Origin of the sequence: Pseudomonas putida, assembly GCF_003228315.1 — a bacterium.
Taxonomy (GTDB): Bacteria; Pseudomonadota; Gammaproteobacteria; order Pseudomonadales; family Pseudomonadaceae; genus Aquipseudomonas; species Aquipseudomonas putida_S.
In genome coordinates this window covers 734,188-759,890 of record NZ_CP029693.1, presented here as the reverse complement: position 1 = coordinate 759,890, position 25,703 = coordinate 734,188, and the positions used below count along the sequence as shown (strand labels likewise).

The following is a 25,703-nucleotide window of genomic DNA, read 5'->3' as shown; positions in this document are numbered from 1 at the left end:
ACAGGCAGAGCCTTGTTTCACGCAGTGCGCCCACCAAGGGTTTCGGCTACCCAGTCGGCGATGTACTGTCCAGCATTGATGCTGTTATCGAAGCTTGAGTGCTGCACACCACCCTCGCGCTCGGTGAAGATTTTAAGCTCGCGTTTCGGGCTATTTACCAGCTGCTCAAAGGTGCGGTGGGCCCATTTGAGCGGAATTTGGGAATCCTTTTCTCCGTGGGTAACAAGGAAAGGTACTTTAATGCGATCGAGAATGCCGTCGAGGTGAACGTTCTCTGAAATTTGCACGAAGTCTTCAGTGTTTTTCGCCCCCCACACCCAGCAGACATGCGTCCAGTAATGAGGCACAGGCAAGCTACCCTCCTTCTCCAGACGACGCTTCTGCACATCACGCCAGTCGTGATTTGCACCCCAGACAACGCCACAGGCAAAACGTGGTTCGAAAGCTACAGCGCGCGGACAGTAGTAACCACCTAAAGACACGCCTTCCATTCCTATGCGCTTAGGATCAACTTCGGGGCGCGTTTCCAGCCAGTCGACCACTCGGCTGGCCCAGTGCTCGCTGTCATAGCGGGCGGTGAGGTCATGCAGGCGCAGCGCCTCTCCGGTACCAGGCTGGTCGATAATCAGCGAGGACACGCCACGCTTGGCCAGCCAATTAGGCAGGCCAACGCGGTATTTCATTTCCTTGGTCGAATCCAAGCCATTAACCTGGAGCAACAGTGGCGCCGGGCCCTCTCCACGTTCTGCGCGGACATATAGGCCTGAGATAAACTTGCCCTCATAAGGGATCTCGACGCGCTCACAGTTTTCATTGGACAGTGCAATGCCGCGCGCGAAGGTTTCCAGGAATCGTTGATACAGCGCCAGCCGACCAGGCGCCCCGTGCGCCTGCAGGCGTTCGCCGGTTAGATAATAGGTGGCGGCACGGTTGTACTTCTCGCCTGCGGAAAGCAAACGACCCGCCACCTCGTCTTCCTCTGCAAGACCACAGAGCTTGTCAGCCATCTTTGACCATGACTCGCGAAAGGCCGCAGTACCAGCTACATCAGGTTGTTTAGCAGCTTCCTGTAGAGGCGCGCACATTTCTTCGATCTCGCCCATGCGAGCACCCATCTCGATGGCGAGATCCACCGACAGATTCCATACGTAATTAGTGGGGAAATATCGAAACATTTTTTTTGTTGTCCTTCTTCAGTCGTAAGGCGAGCCCGAAAACGGTAGGTAAGTCGGGCACGATCAGAGCAGGACGTTATTCAGACAGCTCAACTTTGGCTAATCGCGAGTGAGGATGCGAGGTATCACGAAACGCGATGCAATATCCGTAAAGCCTGTAAATCCTTAGATTTGCCGAAGCTGGACTTCGCGCAATCCTTGCGGATTACGCGTGCAAAGATAGGGTGTGATAGATGGTGGCTCAACGGCGCGCCACGGTCTGTTGCGTTTGCTCACCAGCTTGATCGAGCGTCTGAATAAACTCTCTAACGGTCTCTCTCAACCAACGATGCATGGGATCACCATCCATGCTGCGGTGCCACTGCATGATCTCTTTCATCACTGGAATTTTGACGGGCGGCGGAAGGATACGAAGCGGTAGATAACGCGCGTACAGCAAGGCCAGCCTGCGGTGCATAGTGGCAACTCGGTGCGTGCCCACCAGCAGCTGCGGCAACGTGTTGAAGTCATTGGTGATGACCTCCAATCGACGTTTGAAGCCATATTGATTCATAAACCAGTCTTCAATGCTGAGTTGGCGAGAACGACCAAATCCAACGGAGATATGGCCCATTTCCATGTACTGCTCCAGCGTTAGCACCTCGCCAACTGCAGTATTACCACTCCAAACAACGCAAACGTGTTCTTCCTCGAATAGCAATTGAGACGGGTGCCCTTCTATGAGATAGCGCTCCGGTACGAACATCAGGTCAATCTCACCCCGTACGGTCATTTCCACCGCTTGCTCCCCAGGAGGGTGCATCTCAAATGTGATCCCTGGAGCTTCCTGATGTATACGCTGGATCACCTGAGCAAATAGAACGCTGATTAGATAATCCGACGCGACCAAGCGGAAATGTCGCTTGCTGGAAGCGGGATCAAAAACGGGTTTCGCAGTGATGGAAGATCGGATCGTCAGTAACACCTCACGCACAGGCTTTGCCAACTCCAGGGCATAGGGCGTGGGCTGCATTGACCGACCTACCTGCACGAGGAGATCGTCCTCAAAGTACTTTCGGAGTCTCCCGAGTACGCCACTCGTAGCAGACTGTGTCATATGAAGGCGTTCAGCAGCGCGCGTAATATTCTGCTCCTCCAGGAGCACATCTAGAGCTACCAGAAGATTCAGATCCAAATGATGAAATCGCATCGCGATGCATCTCCGATATTGTAGTTATTTTTGAGATACCTTCTTCCGACATTCTCGATACGTCAAGAGAACCTACAACCCAGTCATCGAATAGGCCCCTGCTAGCTGGTTCTCCAGCTATGTATTGAGTTTTCAGATAGCTGGCATCCCACGTTGCGATTAGTCAGCAACGAACTCCCACAGCACTCTCCACTCCAGTCATGCGGCATGCCTACCGCAGAGACACCACCGGCCTTTCGGTCGGATCATAATTTCAATGGAGTGGTTGCCATGAACATTCTTGGCCTTGATGCCTTGGTATTTGGCGTCGATGACCTTCAAGCCTGCGCTGATTGCCTTCGTGATTACGGACTGACCGCAGTACACCTGGACGCCGACGGAGGCCACTTTGAGGCCTTGGACGGTTCGGCCATCATCATCCGTCGCCCCGAGGATCCGAATCTTCCTGCAGCAATGGGCCCCGCGCCTTCTCTGCGCGAGACTATCTATGGGGTTGCAAGCTCCACCGATCTCGCTGCAATCGAGGACGAGTTGAGCCGAGATCGTGAGGTTCGTCGCGATGCGAACGGTACCTTGCATACTGTAGATGACCTTGGTTTTGCTATTGCTTTCCAAGTCACTTGGCGCCGCCACTTTACCGCTCCAGCAGATCTAACCAACGCACCCGGCAATCCGCCACAACGTCCAGTAAACCAATTGGGTATCACGCCCGAAATGGACGCTTTGCCGCGAACGCTTTCGCATGTCGTGTACTTCGTCCCGGATGTAGCAAAAGGCGAAGCCTTCTATCGCGATAGGCTGGGCTTCGTAACTACCGACAGCTTCGCGGGTGTCGGCCCATTCATGCGACCAAAAGGTATGGATGACCATCACTGCCTTTTCATGATTCAGACCCCACCCCACATGAAGGGCTGCGAGCACTTCACATTCCATATGGGCAGCGGTACAGAAGTCCTTCTCGCCGGAACTCGTTTTCAGCAGAAAGGTTGGACAAGTTTCTGGGGCCCCGGCCGCCACCTTTTCGGCTCCAACTGGTTCTGGTATTTCAACAGCCCCCTTGGCTGTCACATCGAATACGACGCTGATATGGACAAACACGATGACGCTTGGGCGCCTCGGGTAGCTCCTATATCCGCAGACAATTCGCAGTTGTTCCTCTTTACCTCTCGCGAAAAATGGGCTCCGGGCGGCCCACCGCCGAAGCAGGACTAAGTCGTGGATCGTAGCGTAGCGCTATGCCCTCTCGATCAACTGAAAGAAGGCCAGGCACGCGGCTTTGATCCTTTCAAGTCAGGTGGCGACACCGTGTTCGCTCTGTTGCATCGCGGGGAGGTTCGGATTTACCGCAATAGTTGCCCTCACCTCGATGTGCCTCTGGAATACAGAAAGGATCGATTTCTATCTGCTAATGGGCAGCGAGTCATCTGCTACGCACATGGCGCGCAATTCATGCCGGATACCGGTGAATGCGTATTCGGCCCCTGCCTGGGGCAATCGTTAACGGCTCTTAAATTTCGATGCGAGGAGGGTTTGCTTCTCCTCTGCATAGATAACTTTGGCCAACCCATCGAGGTATCGCGCGGCGCGATAGGTCGCATCCGAGGAATCGATTAGTCAAATCCCACTGCGCTCGGGAAACTCGACCCAAGCGCGAATAACGGCCGCACCAACTTGGGATGCGGAGAACAAGAACAACACGTGAGTAATTTCATGAATATTGCAAAAGTCCTGATTGTCGGTGGCGGTATCGGTGGTTTGTGTACGGCTATCGCATTGCGTCGCAAAGGGATTGAGGTCGACTTGGTCGAGCTCAGAACCGAATGGACTGTCTACGGAGTTGGCATCATCCAGCAAAGCAACGTCGTCCGTGAAATGGCGAAGCTGGGCCTGCTTGATGCGTACCTTGATGCTGCATATGCATTTGAAGACGTCGGCATCTACAACACCGATGGTGTGCCCCTGGTTCGAATTCCAGGTCAGCGCCTTGCTGGGCCAAATTATCCTGCCAACGTAGGCATCTCCCGCCGCGCGCTCCACAAGGTACTCAGCGAAACTGCAATCGAGCTTGGTACCCACATCTACCTGGGCACTTCTATTGAGAGTTTTGATCAGGACGCAGATGGCGTTGATGTGCTGTTAAGCGATGGAAGCCGCTCTCGTTACTCTCTGGTTGTTGGTGCAGACGGGCTGTACTCCAAGGTTCGTAGTCTGCTGTTCGGCAATAAATACCAACCTCGTTTCACCGGGCAATCCGTGTGGCGTTACAACTTTCCTCGCACACCTGAAATCGACCATCTCGCCAATTACCAGGGCCCATTCGGCAATGCGGGCCTCGTCCCACTAGCCGAAGATCTGATGTATCTCTTCACCACTTCCCACGAACCAGGCAATCCCTGGATGGATGAGAGCACCCTGGCAGAAGAGCTTCGCAACCGCCTTACCGGCTTTGGTGGTCTGATCGAAAGATTGCGCGACCAGATCACTGACAACTCGCAGGTTGTTTACAAGCCGCTTGAGGCCGTTTTCGTCGATGAGCCTTGGTATCGTGATCGCGTCCTCCTCATCGGCGATGCAGCTCACGCCACTACTCCGCACCTGGGCCAAGGTGCTGGTATGGCGATTGAGGACGCCATCGTTCTAAGCGAGGAGCTCACTTCCGGCGGGACTCTAGCTGAACAACTACAGCGCTTCATGGGTCGTCGATTCGGGCGCTGCAAGTTCATCAGCGAGAAGTCTTTGTTCGCTGGCGAAAAAGAAATGCAGAAAGACTCCGACTTCGACCGCATAGCCCTGGTCAAGCAAATGCTGGAGGTCACTGCACGCCCCATCTGACATCGCAGCCGTGCGCCAAACCTGAGGCGCACCCGCTCGCAGCCAACGCTGACATACAAAAACAATAATGAGGTGACTTAAATGCTTTCTCCCAAGCGCGCACCCGCGCGGCCATTGCCGCCGCTCAAGCCCCTGGCATTCGCTATTTCTTTACTAGCAATCACTGCAGGGGTGCCTGATGCCCGTGCATTTGAGTTCGACACAGGGAACCCTGACCTTCGAGTGCGTTGGGACAACACCCTTAAATACAGCGCCGCATGGCGTACAAAAGGTCAGAGCGACAAACTGATCGATGGCCAAACAGCGCTGAACCAAGATGACGGCGATCGTAACTTCGACAAAGGCCTTATCTCTAATCGCCTCGATCTGCTCTCTGAAATGGATATCACATACCAAAACGTCGGTGCTCGCGTAAGCGGAGCCGCATGGTATGACGACGTCTATAACCGCGGTACCGATAATAATGATCCGAGCCGCGCCAATAGCTACTCGGTCGACTTCGACGAGTTCACCGATGATACCCGTACCCTACATGGCCGTAAGGGTGAACTCCTGGACGCCTTCCTTTTCGGCAAGACCGATTTCGGAGACATGCAAGCTTCAGGTCGAGTTGGTCAGTACGCAATGCAATGGGGCGAGAGTCTCTTCTACGGGATGAATGGTATCGCCGGCGGCATGGCGCCAATTGATGTCGTTAAGGCTTTATCGGTACCTAACACCCAGTTCAAAGAACTGATTCGTCCAGTGCAGCAGATCTCTGGTCAGCTCCAACTGACGCCAGATGTGTCCATCGGCGCGTATTACCAGTTCGAGTGGGAGGCTAATCGCCTGCCAGCCGCTGGAAGCTACTTCTCCAGCTCCGACAGCTTTGGTGACGGTAATGAGCGTCTGTTCATTGGTGCACCTCTGTTTCCGGGTGCCCAACCGCTGGCTTTCTTTCATGGCAATGACAAGGAGGCGAAGGACTCTGGGCAAGGCGGTGTTCAACTTCGCTGGCGTACGGAGTCGGTGGACTGGGGCGTCTATGCCATTCGCTTTCATGACAAGAACCCTCAGCTAAATGTGCGCCCGGATTTCGCCAACCTGAACCCTCAGACTGGCAAAGCCGGCGAGTACTACTGGGTCTACCCGGAAGGTATCGAGTCTCTGGGCGCGAGCTTCTCCACCACGTTGGGTAACTACAACATTGCAGGTGAGGTATCCACTCGCTGGAACCAGCCTCTAGCGTCCACCAACCAGCATGCCCTTGCACCAGGCGAGGCAATCAACAACGACGATGATCCTCTGTATGCAACGGGGAGGACGCTGCACGCCAACCTCTCTTGGCTGTCCAGTCTCGAGCCAAACGCCCTCATCCCGGAAGCGAACTTCCTCGGTGAAATTGCGTGGAACAGAGTCATGAGCGTCAGCAAAAACAAAGACGCCGTTGACCCGAATGCAGACCGCGACGCCACCAGCCTGCGACTTGTTTACGAGCCTATGTATCGCCAGGCCCTACCAGGTCTCGATCTGTCCGTACCCATCGGTGCCAGCTACACAAACGGTGCTTCTGAGGCGCTGGGCACTGGCTTCGGTGCTGATCACGGTGGTGACCTCAATATCGGGCTCAAGGGCAACTATCTGAACACTTGGAATCTAGGCCTGACGTACACGCACTACTACGGCCCGGAAAACACCTTCCTGGATGCAAACAATCACTACACCTTCGAGCAATCGCTCAAAGACCGCGACTTCATCGCCTTCACCGTCGGCCGCACCTTCTGATCGAGGAATATTCGATGAAACACAATAAGAAATTTGTATGCTTGCTCACCGCCTTGAGCGCCTCGCTGTTTTTTGCTCACGGAACAATGGCCGCAGTTTCCGCCGATGAAGCGGCCAAATTGAAGTCGACACTGACTCCGTTTGGTGCACAACGCGCAGGAAATGCCGACGGTAGCATTCCCGAGTGGAAAGGTGGCCTCACCCAAGCTGATCCATCCTTTAAGAATGGTGGTAAGCGCAGCGATCCATTCGCAGCCGACCAGGCCCAACTGACCATTACTGCCCAGAACATGGCTCAGTACGCCGATAAGTTGTCGGCCGGCACCCAAGCCATGCTGAAAAAGTACCCAGACAGCTACAAAGTCGTGGTGTACCCAACTCATCGTAGTGCCGCAGCACCGCAGTCAATCTACGATGCGACCTACGCTAACGCTACGAGCGGTAAATTGGTAAACGGCCCGGCTGGCCCCATGCCCGAAAGTGCTGCTGGCGGAATTCCGTTTCCGATTCCCCAGAGTGGTGCAGAAGCAATCTGGAATCACCTCCTGCGTTGGCGTGGAGCTTCGTGGCACGTCAATTTCACTCAATACCTCACCACTGCGGACGGGAAACACGTACTGACCAACGATTCCCGGGCTGATCTGCAAATGCCTTGGTATCTCCCTGGTTTTAGCAGTGACAAGGGCGTGTTTTGGGCGATCCGGATGACCAATGATGGCCCTCCACTACGCGCTGGCGAGGCAATCACCGGTCTAGAAAATCTCAACGCCGAAAATAGCGCGGCCTGGACTTACCTGCCTGGTCAGCGACGGGTACGCCGACTTCCTAACGCTTGTTGCGATACACCAACTCCAGCTACCGCAGGCGTGATGAGTTTCGACGAACTGTATGTATTCAACGGCCGGATTGATCGGTTTGACTGGAAGCTGGTCGGCAAGAAAGAGATGTACATCCCGTACAACTCAAATCGAGTACTCACCGCTTCTAATCCAGAAGCACTCTTCGATGAGCACCACATGAAATCCGACGCAGTGCGCTGGGAACTGCATCGTGTCTGGGTAGTTGAAGCCACCCTAAAAAGTGGGGCACGGCACGTTATGCCAAAGAGTACCTATTACCTCGATGAGGACACCTGGACTGCAGTTCTCGGCGATCGTTACGACGCCCGTGGTCAACTTGCGAAAGTGTTGTGGACTTCCCCGGTTGTTCTGCCCGACCTCCCCGGAACAGCATCACTCACCACCGGATTCTATGACCTGCTCTCAGGAGCATGGTTTGTGGGTGACGTTTTTGCGGGGAAGAACGAGCAGTACCGAATCTTGCCGCCCTACAAGGACTCGGTTTTTACCGCTGACGCGATGGCGGGTGAAGGCGTTCGGTAATCTTGGCGGGGCGTAAGCCCCGCCTGCTTCAAATAAGAATAAAAAGGTTGTGTGTGATGAAAAAGATACTCTCCGGCTTGCTAATGGCCGCAGGCTGCTCGCTGCTGCCAGTCTGGGCAGCAGATACAGTAGATGTCCTTTCCCAGAGGACAGTGCTCGGATCTCAAGCACTGCACGCAGTGCTCCTGGACGTGAATCAAGCCGGTTCGCGGCTGGTTGCAGTCGGCGAACGCGGTGTTGTACTGCTATCAGATGATGGCGGCCAGCATTGGCGACAATCTGCCAGTCCCGTCAGCACAACGTTGACCAGTTTGCAATTCGTTGACTCCAAGAATGGCTGGGCTGTCGGCCACTCCGGTGTCGTGCTGCATAGCAGTGATGGCGGGGAAAACTGGCAAGTGCAATTGGATGGAAAGCAAGCGGCTGCCATCGAGTTGCAAGCAGCGGAAGTCACCGGGGATTCAGGACGAATCGCCGCAGCGCAAAGACTGTCGGCTGACGGTGCCGATAAGCCATTGCTTGTGGTGAATTTCGTTGATGCAAAGAACGGCGTCGTCCTTGGGGCGTACGGTCTTGCTCTTACGACCAAAGACGGAGGCAATACCTGGCAATCTTGGATGAGCGATCTTCCAAATCCGCGAGGACTGCATCTCTATGCGATGGCCCGCAACGGTGATGAGATTGTTATTGCTGGTGAGCAAGGTTTGTTGTTGCGTTCCATCGATAACGGCCTCACGTTCGAAGCCCTTAAGGGGCCCTACGAAGGCAGTTATTTCGCCGCCGCAATACTTCCCAACAAGAAGATTCTGGTCGGTGGTCTACGAGGCAAGTTGTTCTCCTCCGATGATGGTGGCATCAGCTTCCAGTCCGTCGATAACCCCATCCCTGCTTCCCTCAATGCAATTCGTATAGCGGGTCAAAACCTGTTGCTGGTCAATCAGGCCGGCATCCTCCTGCAAAGCGGACTTACAGATCTGCACTTGCAGCCAATCGCCGTATCCGAAGGGCTTCCTTTGACCTCTGTTAGTGAGACATCTGATGGCGCCTTGGTCGCTGTTGGTATGGCTGGCGCGCAGCGCCTAGCGCTTTCTTCCTCCTCCAAAATCGCGGACTGAGCCATGCACGTAAAGACCTCCCCTACTCCGTCTATTGGCAGTCTCGGCGATTTCGACAGCAGCTCTGGCTCCATACTAGAGCGTGCACTGTTTAACCATCGTGCCTTCGTTGTACTGCTTTGTCTGGTCGCGACGATTCTGCTGGCATGGCAGGCGACACATGTGACGCTCAATGCCAGCTTCGAGAAGATGATCCCGCGTGAACATCCATACATCATCAACTACCTGGAGCATCGCCAGGAACTGGCGGGTCTTGGGAATGCTGTGCGAATTGCCGTAGTGAACCCCGAGGGGAACATCTACGACAAAAAGTATTTGCACACTCTCCAGCAACTTAGCGATGAGGTGTATCTGCTGCCGGGGGTTGACCGAGCAGCAATGAAGTCGCTGTGGACGCCCTCTACTCGTTGGACGGGTGTTACCGAAGAAGGGCTGGAAGGCGGCCCGGTGATCCCCGATGGCTACGACGGCGGCAGTGCGAGCCTGGAGTCTCTCAAGCGCAACGTCGAGCGCTCTAACGAGATCGGGCAATTGGTGGCTTTCGATCAAGGCTCTAGCATTGTGTACGTGCCACTGCTGGAACGAACTCCTGATGGTCAGCCACTGGACTACACCGTTTTCGCTCACGAGATAGAAAAGCTTCGTACCAAGTACCAAGCAGAAGGTGTTGAGATCCACATCACCGGTTTTGCGAAGGTAGTCGGAGACTTGATCGATGGTCTCAAACAGATTCTGATGTTCTTCGCCGCAGCGATCTTGATCACCGCGGCAGTGCTCTATTGGTACACCCGTTGTGTCCGAAGCACCTTCCTGGTGGTGACCTGCTCTTTGGTCGCTGTGATTTGGCAGCTGGGTCTATTGCCATTGCTTGGGTACGAGCTCGACCCGTATTCGGTTCTGGTGCCGTTTCTGGTGTTCGCTATAGGCATGAGCCATGGCGCACAGAAAATGAATGGCATCATGCAGGACATGGGTCGCGGGATGCACCGATCGGTGGCTGCCCGGTTTACATTCCGCCGATTGTTCCTAGCCGGTCTTACTGCATTGCTGTGTGACGCGGTGGGATTTGCGGTTCTGATGATCATCAAGATTCAGGTGATCCAGGATCTGGCAGTAATTGCCAGTCTCGGCGTGGCCGTTCTCATCTTCACAAACTTAATTCTGCTCCCAGTACTGCTCTCCTACATTGGCGTTAGCCCAAAAGCGGCTCGACGTAGTCTGCGTGGTGAGGAAGCCGAGGCGTGTGGAGAAGAGAAGCATGTTGTATGGCGCTTTCTAGATCTCTTCACTCGCAAGCGTTGGGCAACGGCATGCGTAATCGTAGCGGCGCTCATGGCCTGCGGTGGCTACGCAGTAAGCCTGAAACTAAAGGTTGGTGATCTTGACGCGGGCGCTCCAGAGCTACGCCCCGACTCTCGCTACAACCGTGACAATGGGTTCATAACACAGCATTACGGTGCAAGCAGCGACGTATTCGCTGTGATGGTGAAGACGCGCCCAGGTGAGTGCTCGGCGTACAACACCCTGAAGCGAGTTGACGACCTGGATTGGCAACTTCGCGGACTTGAGGGCGTCGACTCGACAAACTCTCTAGCTTTGTTGAATCGCCGTGTGCTGGTCGGTCTCTCCGAGGGTAATCCCAAGTGGTACGAGCTGGTAAACAATCAGGCGACCTTGAACATGGTGACCGCGGGTGCACCACGCGGGTTGTATAACGATGATTGCAGCTTACTGACTCTCTATGCCTACCTCAAAGACCACAAGGCTGACACGCTCACAAACGTGGTCGAGAACGTTGAAAGCTTTGCCAAGAGCAACTCATCTGAAGACGCCAAATTCCTTCTAGCCGCCGGCAGCGCGGGTATTGAAGCAGCGACCAACATCGTCGTGAAACAAGCGAACCACGACATGCTGTGGTGGGTGTACGGAGCAGTCATCCTGCTTTGCCTGGTGACTTTCCGTTCATGGAGAGCGGTGCTCTGCGCGGTTCTTCCTCTCATGCTCACATCCATTCTGTGTGAGGCGTTGATGGTCGCGCTGGGGATGGGCGTCAAAGTCGCCACTCTGCCAGTTATCGCATTAGGAGTAGGCATCGGCGTCGACTATGCGTTGTATGTCATGAGCATCGTGCTAGCCCAGCTGCGCCAAGGCGCAACCTTGTCGAAAGCTTATTACCAAGCGCTTCTCTTTACCGGGAAGGTGGTCATGTTGACTGGTGTGACTCTCGCTATTGGCGTGGGCACGTGGATCTTCTCTCCAATCAAATTCCAGGCAGACATGGGTGTACTACTTGCCTTTATGTTTGTTTGGAACATGGTCGGCGCCCTAGTGCTACTTCCAGCACTGGCTTACTTCCTACTTCCGCAGCGTAAGGTCAAAGCGCAAGAGCCTGCGGACGCGGAGCCATCCAAACTGGAAGAGGCAAATCACGACTGCATCAATTACAAGGCGCACGCCTCCGTTCCTTGGGCTTAACCACAACATAACTACAAGAACGAGGACTAATAGATGACCGACTTTATGCGTCTCTTGCCTGAGTTAAACGCTCAGCTAAAAGCAGCCTTCGGCCATTTTGTGATGGGTGTTGTATGAGCGAACTGTTCTCTCTCGCTGGAAAAACAGCACTCATAACTGGCGCAACGCGAGGAATCGGGCTGGCAATTGCTCGGGAGCTAGGACGTGCAGGTGCCAAATTGGTTGTCAGCAGTGAAGACATTCATGAGGCCAAAGATATAGCTGCCGCGTTGCTTGAAACAGGTATCGAAGCTTATGCAGTGGCAGCGAATCTTCTTCACCAGACGGATGTAATTGAACTGGCGAAGCAGACGGTAGAGCTGTTGGAGCGCATCGACGTTTTGGTTTGCAATGCAGGCGTAGCCCCCCATTTCGGATCGATTGCAACTGCCAGCGATACTGATTGGGATCTGACTCTGACGGTCAATCTGCGAAGTACCGTATGGCTTACCAACTACTTGCTTCCCCCCATGGCCGAGCGAGGGGGTGGCAGCGTCATTCTAATGTCGAGCATTGCGGGAGTGCGCGGTAACAAGGCCCTGGGACTTTACGGGATATCCAAAGCAGGCTTGGCACAACTCGCACGCAATCTCGCTGTGGAATGGGGCCCCAAGAATATCCGTGTCAATGCGATCAGCCCTGGTGTGATTCAAACCGAATTTGCACGCCCCCTAACAGATAAACCTGAAGTGCTGCAGCGCCGTCTAGCCCTCACTCCATTGCGTCGTGTTGGACGCCCGGAGGAAGTCGCTGCCCTAGCACTTTTACTTGCAGCGCCAGGCGGCGCTTTCATCAGCGGTCAGAACATCATCGTTGATGGTGGCACCACCATCGGTGATGGAAACTAAAGGAGACATCATGCAAAAACTTCCTGACTTCAAACGAGTTGTTACCGGTCACGACGCCCAGGGTCATGCCGTAATCGCTAGCTGCGGCGCCACCCAGAACAATTTTCCGCTAAAAGCCATCCCCGGTACCGTCTTCTACGAGGTATGGAACAGCGCGACTAGCCCCGCGCCGCTGGACAACGGCGATGACCCTACGTCCCAACCGCTTCAACTTAGCCCCGGGCCGCTGGGTAGTGTGATCCGAGTCGTGGACATCCCGCCGGATAGCGTGCAAAACCAAATTAGCGCAGAGGACGCTGCTGCTGCGTTCGCGGAGATCGGCCAAAGTCATGCAGGTACTGGTAAGGCCGACTCTAAACACAAACTCATGCATCGTACTGAGACACTGGATTATGGCATCGTCACCGAAGGTGAGATTTGGCTAGTGGTCGACGACGAAGAGGTTCAACTCAAGCAGGGTGACATCGTAGTACAGCGAGGTACCAACCACGCTTGGAGCAACCGTACTGATCAAATGGCAAGGATGGTCTTCATCCTCCTTGACGGTCGCTACGCTCCGGACTTGAAGGAGCTCCTACCATGAAGCTCGCCACGCTCAATGATGGAACTCCAGACGGACGCTTGCTTGTAGTCTCTCGCGATCTTAAGAATGCCGTAGATGCCAGCGGGATCTCCGCCACAATGCAGAATGCGTTGGATAACTGGGAGAACGTGCAGCCAGCCTTGGCAGACCTCTATCATCGTTTGAACGACGGTAAGTTCGATGGAAGTTTCGAACTGTACTTTGATCAGTTGATGGCCCCGCTACCTCGCGCGCGTCAGTGGTTAGACGGATCCTGCTTCCTAAGCCATGGCGAATTGATGCAGAAAGCCTTCAACTTGGAACCCATCGAAGGCATTGAGCATATTCCCTTGATCTACCAAGGTGCCAGCGATGATTTCTTAGGCCCACGCGCAGATATCCCCTTGCCGAGCGAAGCTCATGGGATCGATTTCGAAGGTGAATTCGCTGTATTGCTAGACGCTGTCCCGATGGGCTGTCCCGCCGAGCAGGCACTACAACATGTTCGCCTGGTGGTGCAATTAAACGATGTTAGTCTGCGCGCCTTGGCACCACGCGAAATGAAGACCGGCTTCGGCTTTCTCCAAGCTAAACCCTCCACCAGTTTTGCCCCGGTAGCGGTGACACCAGACGAACTCGGGGAAGCCTGGCGTGACGGCCGTGTGCACCTCCCGCTGAAAGTAGAGTGGAATGGCGAGTGGTTCGGCCATCCGCACGGAGGGGCCATGCACTTTGGCTTTCACCAGCTAATTGCTCACGCTGCGCTAACCCGCAAACTAAGTGCCGGTACGGTGATCGGCTCAGGCACAGTTTCAAATGCCGACCGCTCCGTCGGGTCGGCGTGCATTGCGGAGCGCCGAGCCATTGAGACAATCGCAGAAGGTGCGCCTCGCACGGGATTCATGCGCTTCGGTGACTCGGTACGAATGGAAGTCAGAGCAACTAATGATGATGTGCTGTTTGGCGCAATTGATCAGCGTGTAGTAAAGGGAGGTTGGCCATGCGAGTGATGGTCAGCGGCGCCAATGGATTTGTTGGTCGTGAACTGGTCGCTCGGCTTTTAAAGCAAGATGAGATTCGCGGGCGGAAGATCGAAGCACTTCTGTTGCTCGACCAGAATCTGGATGACCTTCCCGTAGACAGTCGCATACGTCGTCACTGCGGCAGCATTACTGATACGGCACTGTTGCGTCGGGTAATAGCCGACGGTATCGACGTAGTTTTCCATCTCGTTAGCATCCCTGGCGGCGCGGCGGAGACAAATTACGAACTTGGCTATCAAGTCAATCTGCAAGCCAGCTTAGAGCTCCTGCATCAACTGCGTAATTCCGACCGTCCTCCAGTCCTAGTCTATGCCAGCAGTGTTGCCGTGTACGGGGGGGAACTTCCTGCACGAATGGATGAAATGCAGACTGAACACCCACAACTCTCCTACGCTGCCCACAAGCGCATGATTGAGATTGCAATTGAAGACTTGGCACGCCGTGGGGAAGTCGATGGTCGCATTCTTCGTCTCCCCGGTATTGTCGCTCGACCACGCGAACCAAACGGACTGAGATCCGCATTTATGAGCGACCTGCTGCATTCGTATGCCGCAGGTGATTCGTACGTCTGCCCTGTCTCACCCCAAGCCACTGCATGGTGGATGTCAGCTCGTTGTTGCGTAGAAAACCTGCTGCATGCAGCAGAGCTCAAGAACTTGGGAAACGATCGGGTTTGGCAATTGCCGGTACTACAGCTCTCTATAGCCCAAGTCCTCGACGCGCTCGCAGCTCTTTTCGGTGAGGCAAATGGCGAAAAAATCGAATTCAAACCCGACACTCAGCTGGAGGGTTTGTTTGGGAGCTTACCCCCACTTCGAACGCCACGAGCTCGCGCAATGGGGTTTCGTCATGATGGTTCCCCTGCCACATTGCTGCGCAATGCACTGAGCAACTTGCCAGGTCTGACTCGATCAACAAAACCAAAATCAGGAGTTGCTGTTCATGAACCTCAGTAAGTGTCGCATGCTTGATTTGTCGGTCTGCCTGGACAACAACCCCTACACAGATCCTCCGCCCCTCTTACCCAAGATCGATTACATAGATCATCAGGAAGGCTGGCCCGAGATGGCTGCAATGTTCCCGGGTCTGCGTAAAGAAGACCTACCTGGTAACGAATCATGGGCCGCTGAACGGCTCAGTATCACTACACATAGTGGTACTCACATGGATGCACCCTGGCACTACGCATCCACAACGGATGGTGGGAAACCGGCATTTGGTATCGACGAGTTGCCACTAGAATGGTGTCTGCAGCCAGGCGTAAAGCTCGACTTTCGACACCTGCCCGATGGACACGTGGTTACAGCAACGGAACTGGAAGCTGAGCTCCAGCGTATCAATCATGAATTGAGTCCCTTGGAAATCGTCCTGATTAACACGCGAGCCGGAAGTCTGTTTGGGCAGCCTGGCTACCTCGACGCGGGTGTTGGGATGGGGCGTGAGGCAACAATGTATCTCTTAGAGCGCGGCGTGCGAGTCGTTGGCACAGACGCTTGGAGCTGGGATGCCCCCTTCAAATACACGAGGGAGAGATTCGCTGAGTCGGGTGACGCGTCGATCATTTGGGAAGGACATAAAGCTGGCCGCGACATCGGTTACGGTCAAATGGAAAAGCTGGCTAACTTGGAGCAACTTCCCCCATCAGGCTTCTGGGTTTCATGCTTTCCCTACAAGATTCGACATGCTTCTGCGGGTTTTGTCCGTGCCGTAGCTATATTTGAATGACTCGGTAAGACAAATTTAACTCGGCTTGGTATGGGTGATGCCGGCTGTCGTACTACCAGGGTCTTAATAATTTGGCCATGGAAATCATCAAATGAACTTAGCGCTGGAGGCTGCTTATCTTGTAGGCAATCTAAGAGCTATTCGGCGTTGGTAGTGCCAAGCTTAATCAGCCTTGAACCCCGAAAGCGCATACAAAAAAGGGCCCTCAATGGGCCCTTTTGTACTCAAACCAAGATCACTTGGTCAGCCAGGGCTCCACCGTATCGGCACCGTACTGTGCTTTCCACTCTTTCAGCGTCTTGTGATTGCCGCCTTTGGTTTCGACTACTTCGCCGGTGTGCGGTTTCTTATAGACCTTCACTTGGCGAGGTTTGCGAGTGCTGACACTTTAAGGTTAGCCGAGTAAAACGCTCCATACTTACCAGCGAACACTGAGCATTCAAGTTCGATGGTAAAACACCCTGTGGAGCGTAACTCTATCTCCCACCCTCGGCTAACTCGTTCGGGCAGGGTTACTACCTGCGAACAGATCCTGACTCAAATCACCGTGACAGCCGCATTCAACATCAACACCACAATCAAACCGATCACGGCTACGATGGATTGAACCACTGAAATGGTCTTGGTGGCTTCGCCCATAGTCATGCCGAAGGACTCCTTGACCATCCAGAAGCCCGCATGGTTCGCATAGTTGAAGAACAGCGAGCCGCAGCCTATGGACAAGGCAAGCAGAGGCAGGTTGAGGCTAGGATCAGCACCTGCAAGCGGCGCAAGCAAGCCAGCAGCACCAACGATACCTACAGTGGCAGAACCGGTAGATACCGAGAGCAACATCGCGATCAACCAACCCAAGATCAGAGGAGGGAACGCAGACTGCTGAGTCAGGTGCACGATGGCATCGCCCACCTTGGCGCTTGTCAGCAGCTCCTGAAAGGCACCACCGCCGGCGATGATCATGATGATTGAGGCGATTGGCTTGAGACTCTTGCCCAGGGATTCGCGCAATTGCCCCGCATCGCCGCCCCGCGCGAGTACCAGACTTGCCCCTGCGAACAGCACGCCCAGGAGCATGGCGATCAGGGGATTACCCAAGAAACTAGCCATGTTCAGGATCGCATTGCCCTTGGGTAATACCATCTCAGCGACGGCATGAATCAGCATCAGGATCGCCGGTAGCAAGGCTGCCAGCACGCCAAGGAATACGCTGGTGCGTGGTTGATCGTCGGCTTTTTCAGCCAAGGTGAACTGATCTAGCAAAACCTGATCGGGCCGAGTGCTCATGCGCGGCGAAATGAATGCGCCATAAAGCGGGCCGCCTAAAATCATTGCAGGAATAGCCGCAAGGAAGCCATAGAGCATTGTGGGCCCAACCGAGGTTTTGAGCGCGGCGATGGCCGTCAAGGGGCCAGGGTGCGGCGGTACCATCCCGTGCATGGCAGCAAGTGCCGCAATCACCGGAACACCCACATACACATACGCTGAACCTTTGAAGCGAGCCTGGCTTTCCAGCTTTCGCGCCACGCTGAATATCAGCGGCAGCATGATCACCAAGCCCACCTCGAAAAACATGGGAATGCCAATTACAAATGCAACCATCATCATGGCCCAAGGGATCATCCGATCCGATGTTCGCTTGAGAATGACCTCGGCAATCTGCTCTGTTACGCCTGCGTCAGCAAGAATTTTGCCTAGCATCGCTCCAAGCGCGATTACGACCCCTACTGCCCCCAGTGTCTTACCGGCGCCGGTGATCACGTGGGAGACGATGGATTCCGGCTCCATACCGGTTGCAAAGCCAACGCCCACGGAAACCACTAGCAAGGCCAGGAGCGGGTGCATTTTGAGACGCGACACGATGAGCCCCACCAGCACCAGGACACTCACCAATGCGGTCAGTAAGAGGTCTATATCTAAGGGAGTCATGAAAGGATCTCGGCTGGGCTGGCGCACAAACTGCGCTCAGATTTGAAAGAGAAGTTTGAAACCGTAACGCCTGTCGGTGCACGCGATAAACCAAACATCGATTGGGTGCTTTCAACTTCGGCATTGGATGACGTGTTCATGGAACCTACTCTCTTGTAATTGGAATATGCTGCTACTACACAGAACTTCTCGGTGAGGCACGATAGGTTTACTGCAACGTCGCACGTCGAACGTTCTGTAGGTATTCATTTAAATGGGTGAGATGAATGGACATCTGCGAATGCAGGCGTAAGTCTCAGCTTTTGCCTTTTGCAAAACCGAATAACCTTCGAGGGACTTGCACCAGCAGCGAATAGCTAACCTGCGTCGAACACTCCAGGGCTTTTAACTGATCGACTACGGTGTGGAAACCGATGCTTTGCTCATGCTGCGTATGCGGCCAGTCGCTGCCCCACACCAACTGGCGAAGGCCGAAACTTTGTTCCAGCAGCGGTAATGCCATTCGAGCGAAATTGATGTTCTGTTGCGGCGTACCTCCCAAACGATAGATTCCCGATACCTTCATCCAGATCGAACCTTTCGATCCCAACTCCAGTAACTCGCAAAACCCCGGCTGATCGACGCCCGAATTGGCATCCGGCCGACCAAAGTGATCAATCACCAACTTCAAACCGAACGGCGTCAATTGATGGATCAGTCCAGGCAGATCCTTTACCTCCCGATGCAACTCGACATGCCAGTCAAGATCAGCAATGTGGCTAAAAAACTCTCTCCAGACACTGTTACGAAAATCAGGTAACGCCTTACCTATCAGGTTCAAGCGAACGCCAACTACGCCCAGGCGATCCATGTCATTCAACATGGCGCGACTGACGCCTGGTTCCAGCACAACCACGCCTCGCAACTGATCCGGCGCTTGCCTCAACGCCGCCAGCAAGTAGCTATTGTCGGTACCAAGAAAGCTCGGTTGCACCAATACGCCATGACTCAGACCATGAGCGTGCAAGTGCGTCAGATACTGCTCAAGCGTGGCGTCGTAATCAGGGGTATAGCGCCGTGCACCGACCAAATTTAGATCACGGCTAAACACATGAGCATGGGAGTCGATGCCGGTGATCGGCGTAGAACAGGTGTCAGTCATAGCGTTCATCTATAGAAGGTAAAGGGCATCAGGCCCGCGCACTCTCATTGCCGTTGACCGTTGCTGGCACCGATGCACTCGAAGCTTCGAGGCTGCGTCCACGGGTTTCCGGCAGGCAAAGTGCCGCGATCACCGCTACGCCATAGGCAATCCCCGCGTCGATACCAATCGCAGACCCAAGGGACATGGAGTCGCTCATGTGACCGACCAGGAACGGGAACACCGCTGAAAGTACTCGGCCAAAGTTGTAGCAGAAGCCCACACCGGCACCGCGCACATCCGCCGGGTACAGCTCGTTGAACAGTGCGCCAAGGCTCGCGGGAATACCGGCCGCGAAAAAGCCGAGCGGGAACCCCAGGAAAAGCATCTGTGTATTGGTCAGCGGCAGGAACACATAACTCTGCACAGTGACGACACAGCAAAGCGCGAACAGCACGATGTTTTTGCGTCGGCCAATACGGTCGATCAAAAAGCCGCTGACTACACACCCACACCAGAACGCGAAGATGATCACCGCCAGGTAGCCGCCAGAGTTCAGTACGGACAGATTGCGTTCAGTCTTGAGGAACGTTGGCAGCCAGGTCATCACCGCGTGGTAACCACCGTGCGCACCCAGCCCCAACAGGCCACCGAACAGCGTTACGCGGATCAAATCGGGGCGGAAGATGCCGGCCAAGGATTTGAAAAAACTTTGCGGGATGACGTTTTCTTTTTGCAGACGCTGGAAGCTGTCGGGCTCCTCGACATTGCGACGCACCCAGATAATCAGGAACGACGGTAGCAGCCCGACCAGGAACATCACGCGCCACGCCATGTCCTGCGGCACGAAGGAGTAAATCAGTGTGAACACGCCTACGGCCAGCCCCCAACCCACGGCCCAGGCACTTTGTACGGTGCCCATCACTTTGCCGCGATACTGCGGATTGATGGTTTCGGCCATCAATACTGCACCTGCTGCCCACTCGCCGCCGATGCCGAAACCCTGGAGCGCCTTGACGATCAAGAGCTGGTTGAAGCCGCTCACAAACGCGGAGAGAAAGGTAAAAAAGGAGAACCACAAAATCATCCACTGCAGCGTACGTACCCGGCCGTAGCGGTCGGACAACGTCCCCCCTACCCAGCCACCGATGGCTGAAGTGACCAGAGTCACTCCGCTTATCAGCCCCGCGTCGCCCTTGGTCAGGGCAAAGGCGGCAATCAAAGCCGGAATCGCCAGGCCAAACATTTGTACTTCCAGTGCGTCGAGCGACCATCCGCCGAAGCAGGCCCAAAACGTTTTGCGCTCCCGAGGAGTGACTTGGCGATACCAGCTAAACATGATTCTTATCCTTATAGGTGGAACGGGAAACAACCGAGAACAAACCGCGCCGCTACAGGCCAGTCATGGCAATCAAAACAATGAAATCAGCAACGACCGAGTCGTCGCTGAGTGATCCGCTACCCAGGCACAGGGTTAGCGAATATCCACGCTGTAGCGGAAGTGCTCGGCATGCCCACGTGAGCGACGCCACTCCAGCGGTGTACCGGCGTAATCGCGCGCCAGACGCTCGATTACCACCACCGGACTATTGATCGGGACTTGCAGTAATCGCGCATGCACGTCATTCACAGATTCAGCGGTCAGTGTTTCTTCGGCATAGGCGACGACCTGCCCGCAAACTTCTTCGTAGATCGGATAAAGCAGTGGCCCTTTACGGCTCAGGTCGATCTCCAGCAGCGGCTGGAAGCGGTTGCGCGGCAGCCAGATTTCTTCGGCGAGCACCGGCTGAACATCAAGTAGACGAACCCGGACTATACGAATGACCGGCGACTCGACAGGCAGGCCCAACGCCTGGGCCACCGCCGAGGGCGCGGCCACCGGCTCGATGGACAGGATGCGACTCTCCGGCACCTGGCGTTCGCCGGAGGCAGTTTGAAAACGGAAAAAACGAAACAGTGACGATTGAAACTGCGGCCGGCGAATGAAAGTGCCTCGACCTTGCTGTCGCTCCAGAATGCCCTCGCTGACCAGCGCGTCGACCGCTTTGCGCACGGTGCCCGTGGACAGTTGGTATTCCGCTGAAAGCGCGGCTTCTGTGGGAATGGCCTCTCCCGGACGCCAGCGATTGTTGGCGATTTGCTCTGCCAGGTGGTCACGCAGGCGTTGGTAAAGCGGCAGGCGAACATCACTGGATAGAGAATTCATCGACTTTATTCACCTTGTTGTCTAGTCATCTATATGAATCTTGCGGCGAGTATTTCCCCAGACGACTTGGCTGTCAAGGAGGGGCACGTATCCCTGCTGATGAATGGTGAACCATCGCCCAGGCAAGCCTACGTCAAGCCAGCTCTGTGATTCGCAATGTCGACGTTCCCAATCCCTTCAAAATCCCAAGCAGATTTTCATGTAGTGAAATGCAATTAACTATGGGCAATAAAAAGGGCCCTTTCAGGGCCCTCTTGTACTCAAACCAAAATCACTTGGTCAGCCAGGACTCAACAGTCGCGGAGCCGTGCTCAGCTTTCCATTCCTTCAAAGTCTTGTGGTTGCCACCTTTGGTCTCGACCAGTTCGCCGGTATGCGGGTTTTTATAAAATTTTACCTGGCGCGGCTTGCGGCTGCCGGCTTTAGATTCGGCTACTGGAGCGCGACGGCCAGACTTCGGATCTAGCAGGTTGATCACGTTCGGCAAGCTGTATCCGTACTCGGCCAGCAATGCGCGCAGCTTCGTTTCAAATTCGATTTCTTTCTTGAGGCCAGCATCACCTTTCAGCGCTTCGAGAGCTTGAAGCTGCTCGGCGAGGTGCTTTTCGAGCTGGCGGAATTCTGCGAGCTTGGACATGGTATATCTCTATGTAGTTAGTCACCTAACAATACACCAAAAACTGCATTTTCAGCCTGGGGTCAGCATCACCAATCAAACAAAAAAGTGTCATTCGCGCTTACCTTTTAAAAAAGGACGACCTTGCACTCTCCAAGCGGATCGTGAAGATATGCGACGTAAAGCGAGTCGAGACAGATCTCCCCATTAGCACAAAGTACTTTTGCCAGCATAAACAACATTATGAGCTACTATTTAGGCTCACCTCAGTGCTGCGGAATGGAATATGGACATCAAAATTTCGAATTGCAATAACATCGATACTGGCTCGCTTCATATTTCTCCAGGCAAGCTTAATATAAAGTATGCAACCAACGGAACAGGAAAAAGCACAATAGCAAAAGCACTATCGCTTTCCATACATGACAGACTATCCGAAACTAACAAACTATCCGAACTTACATCATTCAAAAACTCAGGAAAAACAGATCTAGCTCCAAAGATCGAAGGAGCTGAAGAAACCAACAAACTTAGAATCTTTGATGAGTCATATATTAATGATTTTGTCTTCCAGGCGGACGAGCTTGTGAAAGGCAGTTTTGACATCTTTGTCAGAGACAAGGATTACGATGCTGGGATGGATGAAATAAAAAATCTAGCTAGCGAAATGAAGGATATGCTAGGAGCAGATCCAGAAATTGAAACACTAATTACAGATTTGCTTGAACTTTCCAGCGCATTTGGAAAGCCCGTAAAAAACGGTTTTCATGCTTCGAGCAATGTGGCTAAAGCGCTAAAAAACGGTAATAAAGTGGAGTCCATTCCGGCCGGCTTAGAGAAATTTACGACCTTGATTCAACATGAACAGAATTACAAGTGGATAAAATGGCAACAAGAAGGCAAGCCTTTTTTAGAAATTTCATCAGATTGCCCATACTGCACACACGACGTTAAAGACACATTGGAAGTAATAACGAAGGTAACAGAGTCGTACGATTCAAAATCCATTGAAAGCTTAGCCAAAACCATTGCTACATTTTCAAAGCTCAACAAATACTTCTCAACCGACACCCGCAATAGCATCGACAGCTTCATAAAAAACATAGAAGGATATACGGATGAGCAAGCTGCGTATATTCGCGAAGTATGGGATCAAATTGATCGCCTATCGAACAGCCTGACAAAGGCTAAAAATCTGGGATTTTCATCACTTAAAAACGTTGAAACTATGATTGACGAGCTTAAAAATCATAAAATTCAACTTGAACTTTACGTCCATCTAAACTCAGAAAGTACAGCTGAAAAAGTTGAAATAGTAAACAATGGGATTAATGCTCTTCTTGAGAAAGCAGGAAAACTCCAAGGAAGCGTAGTAAAACAGAAAAAATTAATAGAAAAACTAATTAGAAATAACGGCATTGGCATCAATGAGTTTTTGCGGAATGCAGGGTATAGCTATTCCGTTATGCTCGTGGGGGATGGCGAAAACTACAAACTTAAATTGATACATAATTCAGTAGAAGGGGAAATAGCCAATGTACGATCCCACCTTAGCTATGGTGAGCGCAATGCATTCTCATTAGTTCTATTTATGTATGACTGCCTAAAAAGCGAAGCTGACCTGATTATTCTTGACGACCCTATTTCGTCCTTCGATAAAAACAAGAAATACGCAATAGTAGACGCGCTGTTTCGCAAAGAAAATTCATTCAGAGGAAAAACAGTTCTTTTCCTCACTCACGATTTTGAACCTGTCGTGGACATGATGCTTCATCACCCAGATCGCTTCATAAAACCAGCTGTTTATTTTCTCGAAAACAATCAAGGTCAACTGAGCGAAAGCATAATTGACAGAGCAGACATTCAGACATTCATTGAAATTGCGATGACCAACTCGCGAACAGATTTCCATAAAATAAACCGCCTTGTTTATTTGCGTCGTTATTACGAAATCACGGAAAACAAACAATTTAGCTTCGACATACTTTCCAGCCTTTTCCACAAAAGATCAAAGCCATCGAAAAAAGATCAAGACGGTGGCTTTATTGAGTTAACAGACAGTGAATTAGAGGAAGGCACTCAGCACATTTGTAAATTCGTAGAGAGCTTTGAATACAGCAGACTTATTACGCTAGTACAAAACGATAACGAACTCAAAAAACTATATTTCGACTCTAAAAACAACTATGAAAAACTTCACCTTTACAGAATGCTTTTTGATGGCAAAGCCAAGGATATAGAATCCGACGTAATTCGAAAATTTATCAATGAAGCGTTCCATATTGAAAATAATTACATATACCAGCTTAACCCTTCTCAGTTCCAGCTTGTGCCGCAATATGTTATAGATGAATGCGACACATTCGTTGAAAACCTTTAGCCCTATCTCTAACCTATACTCATAATTTTTCAATTTTTTTAAAAAGGGCGGTTAAATCTTTGACACGCCCTTTTTAGTGAAAATCTAAAATCAAAGGATAGCCTGTTTACCACAAGCGAACTAACGGTATTTCTGGGATTCCATGCAAGGGAAAAACTACTTACAAAAAACAGTCCATAGCTGATCAACCCTTGTAGTGAAACTCTGGCTCATCATCTCCCGCCGCATTCCCCAATCCGGATCTGTTGGCACGCTCGCAAGACGCATCGTCCCCCTGCCCCATCGACCATTGATGGCATCCAATACACCCATTACCTTTTCGGTTGCAGCCGGTTGAGAGGTCGAAAAGAGATCTTCCGTGTACTCACCTTTCTGGCAAAGGCTGACTAAAAGCACCTCAGCTTTGCTGTATTTGAAGCCTGGTCGAAAGACTCGATCCACCGCTTCTATGGCAGCCTTTGTCATCAACCGGACATCGTCAGTTGGATACGGCAATTCGACCAGGACTCCATTGGCGTATTTGGCTTCCTCCGGATTGAACATGCCAGTGCGGATAGACACGCGTATTTTCTTGCACAATGACTTCTGAGCCCTGAGCTTCTCCGTGGCCCGCATCATGTAGGTCGCGACGGCCTCTTTGATTGGTGCAATGTCGGTGAGACGCTTGCCGAACATCCTGCTGCAGCAAATCTCTTGCTTCGGTGGGTCTGGCTCATCGAGCTCCAGGCATGGCGTGCCGGCCAACTCACGGGCAGTCTTCTCGATCACCACGCTGAATTTTTTGCGCAACATCCAGGGATCGGTTTTGGAGAGATCCCAAGCTGTCTTGATGCCCATACCCTCCAAGTGCAAAGTCATCTTCCGCCCTACTCCCCAAACATCCGAGACCGAGCATTTCTTCAGCACCCAATCGCGCTTGATTTGGTCACGAAGATCGACCACTCCACCACTCTGCGCTTGCCATTTTTTGGCTGCGTGGTTGGCGAGCTTGCTGAGGGTTTTCGTACCAGCGATCCCGACACCGACTGGGATGCCAGTGCTCTTGTAAACCTGCGCACGAATCCGACGCCCGAGCGCCTCCAGATCACCTGGTACACCAGCTAAATCCGCGAAAGCTTCATCGATGCTATAGACCTCCACTGCAGGCACCAGCGACTCAATCACAGTCATCACACGCTCGCTCATATCGCCATACAGCGCGTAATTAGATGAGAAGGCCACAATGCCGTGCTGCTTGAGTTTGTGCTTAATCTGGAAGTACGGCTCACCCATTTTCACGAACGGCTTACGCCCGCCTGATCCTGATTCG

At 53.1% G+C, this 25,703-nt stretch carries 21 protein-coding genes and 1 pseudogene; 13 read left to right on the top strand and 9 right to left on the bottom strand.

Annotation, left to right across the window (positions count from 1 at the left end):
- Nucleotides 1–17 precede the first annotated feature (17 nt).
- Together DKY63_RS03415 and DKY63_RS03410 are read right to left on the bottom strand one after the other, a co-directional pair.
- Complete coding sequence (locus DKY63_RS03415) at nt 18–1,175, bottom strand: alpha/beta hydrolase family protein (protein WP_110962830.1); 1,158 nt, start codon at nt 1,173–1,175, stop codon at nt 18–20.
- A gap of 241 nt (nt 1,176–1,416) precedes the next feature.
- Nucleotides 1,417–2,364 (bottom strand): LysR family transcriptional regulator, encoded by a 948-nt coding sequence (locus DKY63_RS03410; protein ID WP_110962829.1) that lies wholly within the window; start codon nt 2,362–2,364, stop codon nt 1,417–1,419.
- 270 nt (nt 2,365–2,634) lie between these two features.
- On the opposite strand from DKY63_RS03410, the gene DKY63_RS03405 reads away from it, so the two are divergent.
- From DKY63_RS03405 to DKY63_RS03350, 12 genes are all read left to right on the top strand, one after another.
- A complete protein-coding gene (locus DKY63_RS03405) occupies nt 2,635–3,576 on the top strand; it encodes a VOC family protein (RefSeq protein WP_110962828.1) in 942 nt (313 codons plus the stop codon).
- Between the two features lie 3 nt (nt 3,577–3,579).
- Nucleotides 3,580–3,978 (top strand): Rieske (2Fe-2S) protein, encoded by a 399-nt coding sequence (locus tag DKY63_RS03400; RefSeq protein WP_110962827.1) that lies wholly within the window; start codon nt 3,580–3,582, stop codon nt 3,976–3,978.
- Nucleotides 3,979–4,074: 96 nt separating this feature from the next.
- Complete coding sequence (locus DKY63_RS03395; protein ID WP_110962826.1) at nt 4,075–5,196, top strand: FAD-dependent oxidoreductase; 1,122 nt, start codon at nt 4,075–4,077, stop codon at nt 5,194–5,196.
- An 81-nt stretch (nt 5,197–5,277) separates the two neighbouring features.
- Nucleotides 5,278–6,960: a DUF1302 domain-containing protein gene (locus tag DKY63_RS03390; RefSeq protein ID WP_110962825.1), complete on the top strand. Its 1,683-nt coding sequence runs from the start codon at nt 5,278–5,280 to the stop codon at nt 6,958–6,960.
- Nucleotides 6,961–6,974: 14 nt separating this feature from the next.
- Nucleotides 6,975–8,342, top strand: a complete 1,368-nt coding sequence (locus tag DKY63_RS03385) for a DUF1329 domain-containing protein (RefSeq protein WP_110962824.1) — start codon at nt 6,975–6,977, stop codon at nt 8,340–8,342.
- A gap of 56 nt (nt 8,343–8,398) precedes the next feature.
- The gene (locus tag DKY63_RS03380) at nt 8,399–9,457 is read left to right on the top strand and encodes a WD40/YVTN/BNR-like repeat-containing protein (RefSeq protein ID WP_110962823.1); all 1,059 of its coding nucleotides are present in this window, start codon (nt 8,399–8,401) and stop codon (nt 9,455–9,457) included.
- Between the two features lie 3 nt (nt 9,458–9,460).
- Nucleotides 9,461–11,932: an efflux RND transporter permease subunit gene (locus tag DKY63_RS03375; protein ID WP_110962822.1), complete on the top strand. Its 2,472-nt coding sequence runs from the start codon at nt 9,461–9,463 to the stop codon at nt 11,930–11,932.
- Nucleotides 11,933–12,045: 113 nt separating this feature from the next.
- Nucleotides 12,046–12,819: an SDR family NAD(P)-dependent oxidoreductase gene (locus DKY63_RS03370; protein WP_110962821.1), complete on the top strand. Its 774-nt coding sequence runs from the start codon at nt 12,046–12,048 to the stop codon at nt 12,817–12,819.
- Between the two features lie 10 nt (nt 12,820–12,829).
- Complete coding sequence (locus tag DKY63_RS03365) at nt 12,830–13,402, top strand: cupin domain-containing protein (protein WP_110962820.1); 573 nt, start codon at nt 12,830–12,832, stop codon at nt 13,400–13,402.
- Nucleotides 13,399–14,391, top strand: coding sequence for a fumarylacetoacetate hydrolase family protein (locus DKY63_RS03360; protein WP_110962819.1), 993 nt, complete (start codon nt 13,399–13,401; stop codon nt 14,389–14,391). The genes DKY63_RS03365 and DKY63_RS03360 overlap by 4 nt, the downstream gene beginning before the upstream one ends.
- Nucleotides 14,382–15,380, top strand: coding sequence for an NAD-dependent epimerase/dehydratase family protein (locus DKY63_RS03355; protein ID WP_110962818.1), 999 nt, complete (start codon nt 14,382–14,384; stop codon nt 15,378–15,380). The genes DKY63_RS03360 and DKY63_RS03355 overlap by 10 nt, the downstream gene beginning before the upstream one ends.
- Nucleotides 15,367–16,149 carry a cyclase family protein gene (locus DKY63_RS03350; RefSeq protein WP_110962817.1) on the top strand — a complete coding sequence of 261 codons (783 nt, stop codon included), beginning with the start codon at nt 15,367–15,369 and terminating at the stop codon, nt 16,147–16,149. The genes DKY63_RS03355 and DKY63_RS03350 overlap by 14 nt, the downstream gene beginning before the upstream one ends.
- 235 nt (nt 16,150–16,384) lie before the next feature.
- On the opposite strand, the pseudogene DKY63_RS03345 reads toward DKY63_RS03350, so the two are convergent.
- The 6 genes and pseudogenes from DKY63_RS03345 to DKY63_RS03320 all read right to left on the bottom strand — a co-directional run.
- Nucleotides 16,385–16,528 (bottom strand): annotated as a pseudogene (locus DKY63_RS03345) (histone-like nucleoid-structuring protein, MvaT/MvaU family); the annotation flags it as partial.
- 158 nt (nt 16,529–16,686) lie between these two features.
- Nucleotides 16,687–18,072: a GntP family permease gene (locus DKY63_RS03340; RefSeq protein WP_110962816.1), complete on the bottom strand. Its 1,386-nt coding sequence runs from the start codon at nt 18,070–18,072 to the stop codon at nt 16,687–16,689.
- 295 nt (nt 18,073–18,367) lie between these two features.
- Nucleotides 18,368–19,213: an amidohydrolase family protein gene (locus DKY63_RS03335; protein WP_110967827.1), complete on the bottom strand. Its 846-nt coding sequence runs from the start codon at nt 19,211–19,213 to the stop codon at nt 18,368–18,370.
- A 28-nt stretch (nt 19,214–19,241) separates the two neighbouring features.
- A complete protein-coding gene (locus DKY63_RS03330; RefSeq protein ID WP_110962815.1) occupies nt 19,242–20,531 on the bottom strand; it encodes an MFS transporter in 1,290 nt (429 codons plus the stop codon).
- A 135-nt stretch (nt 20,532–20,666) separates the two neighbouring features.
- Nucleotides 20,667–21,398, bottom strand: a complete 732-nt coding sequence (locus DKY63_RS03325) for a GntR family transcriptional regulator (protein WP_110962814.1) — start codon at nt 21,396–21,398, stop codon at nt 20,667–20,669.
- Nucleotides 21,399–21,669: 271 nt separating this feature from the next.
- The gene (locus tag DKY63_RS03320; protein ID WP_110962813.1) at nt 21,670–22,035 is read right to left on the bottom strand and encodes a histone-like nucleoid-structuring protein, MvaT/MvaU family; all 366 of its coding nucleotides are present in this window, start codon (nt 22,033–22,035) and stop codon (nt 21,670–21,672) included.
- A gap of 265 nt (nt 22,036–22,300) precedes the next feature.
- Between DKY63_RS03320 and DKY63_RS32545 the strand changes: the two genes are divergently transcribed.
- The gene (locus DKY63_RS32545) at nt 22,301–24,394 is read left to right on the top strand and encodes an AAA family ATPase (RefSeq protein ID WP_110962812.1); all 2,094 of its coding nucleotides are present in this window, start codon (nt 22,301–22,303) and stop codon (nt 24,392–24,394) included.
- Between the two features lie 156 nt (nt 24,395–24,550).
- Here DKY63_RS32545 and DKY63_RS03310 read toward each other — a convergent pair whose 3' ends face one another.
- The gene (locus tag DKY63_RS03310) at nt 24,551–25,666 is read right to left on the bottom strand and encodes a DUF4113 domain-containing protein (protein ID WP_110962811.1); all 1,116 of its coding nucleotides are present in this window, start codon (nt 25,664–25,666) and stop codon (nt 24,551–24,553) included.
- Nucleotides 25,667–25,703: the final 37 nt, after the last annotated feature.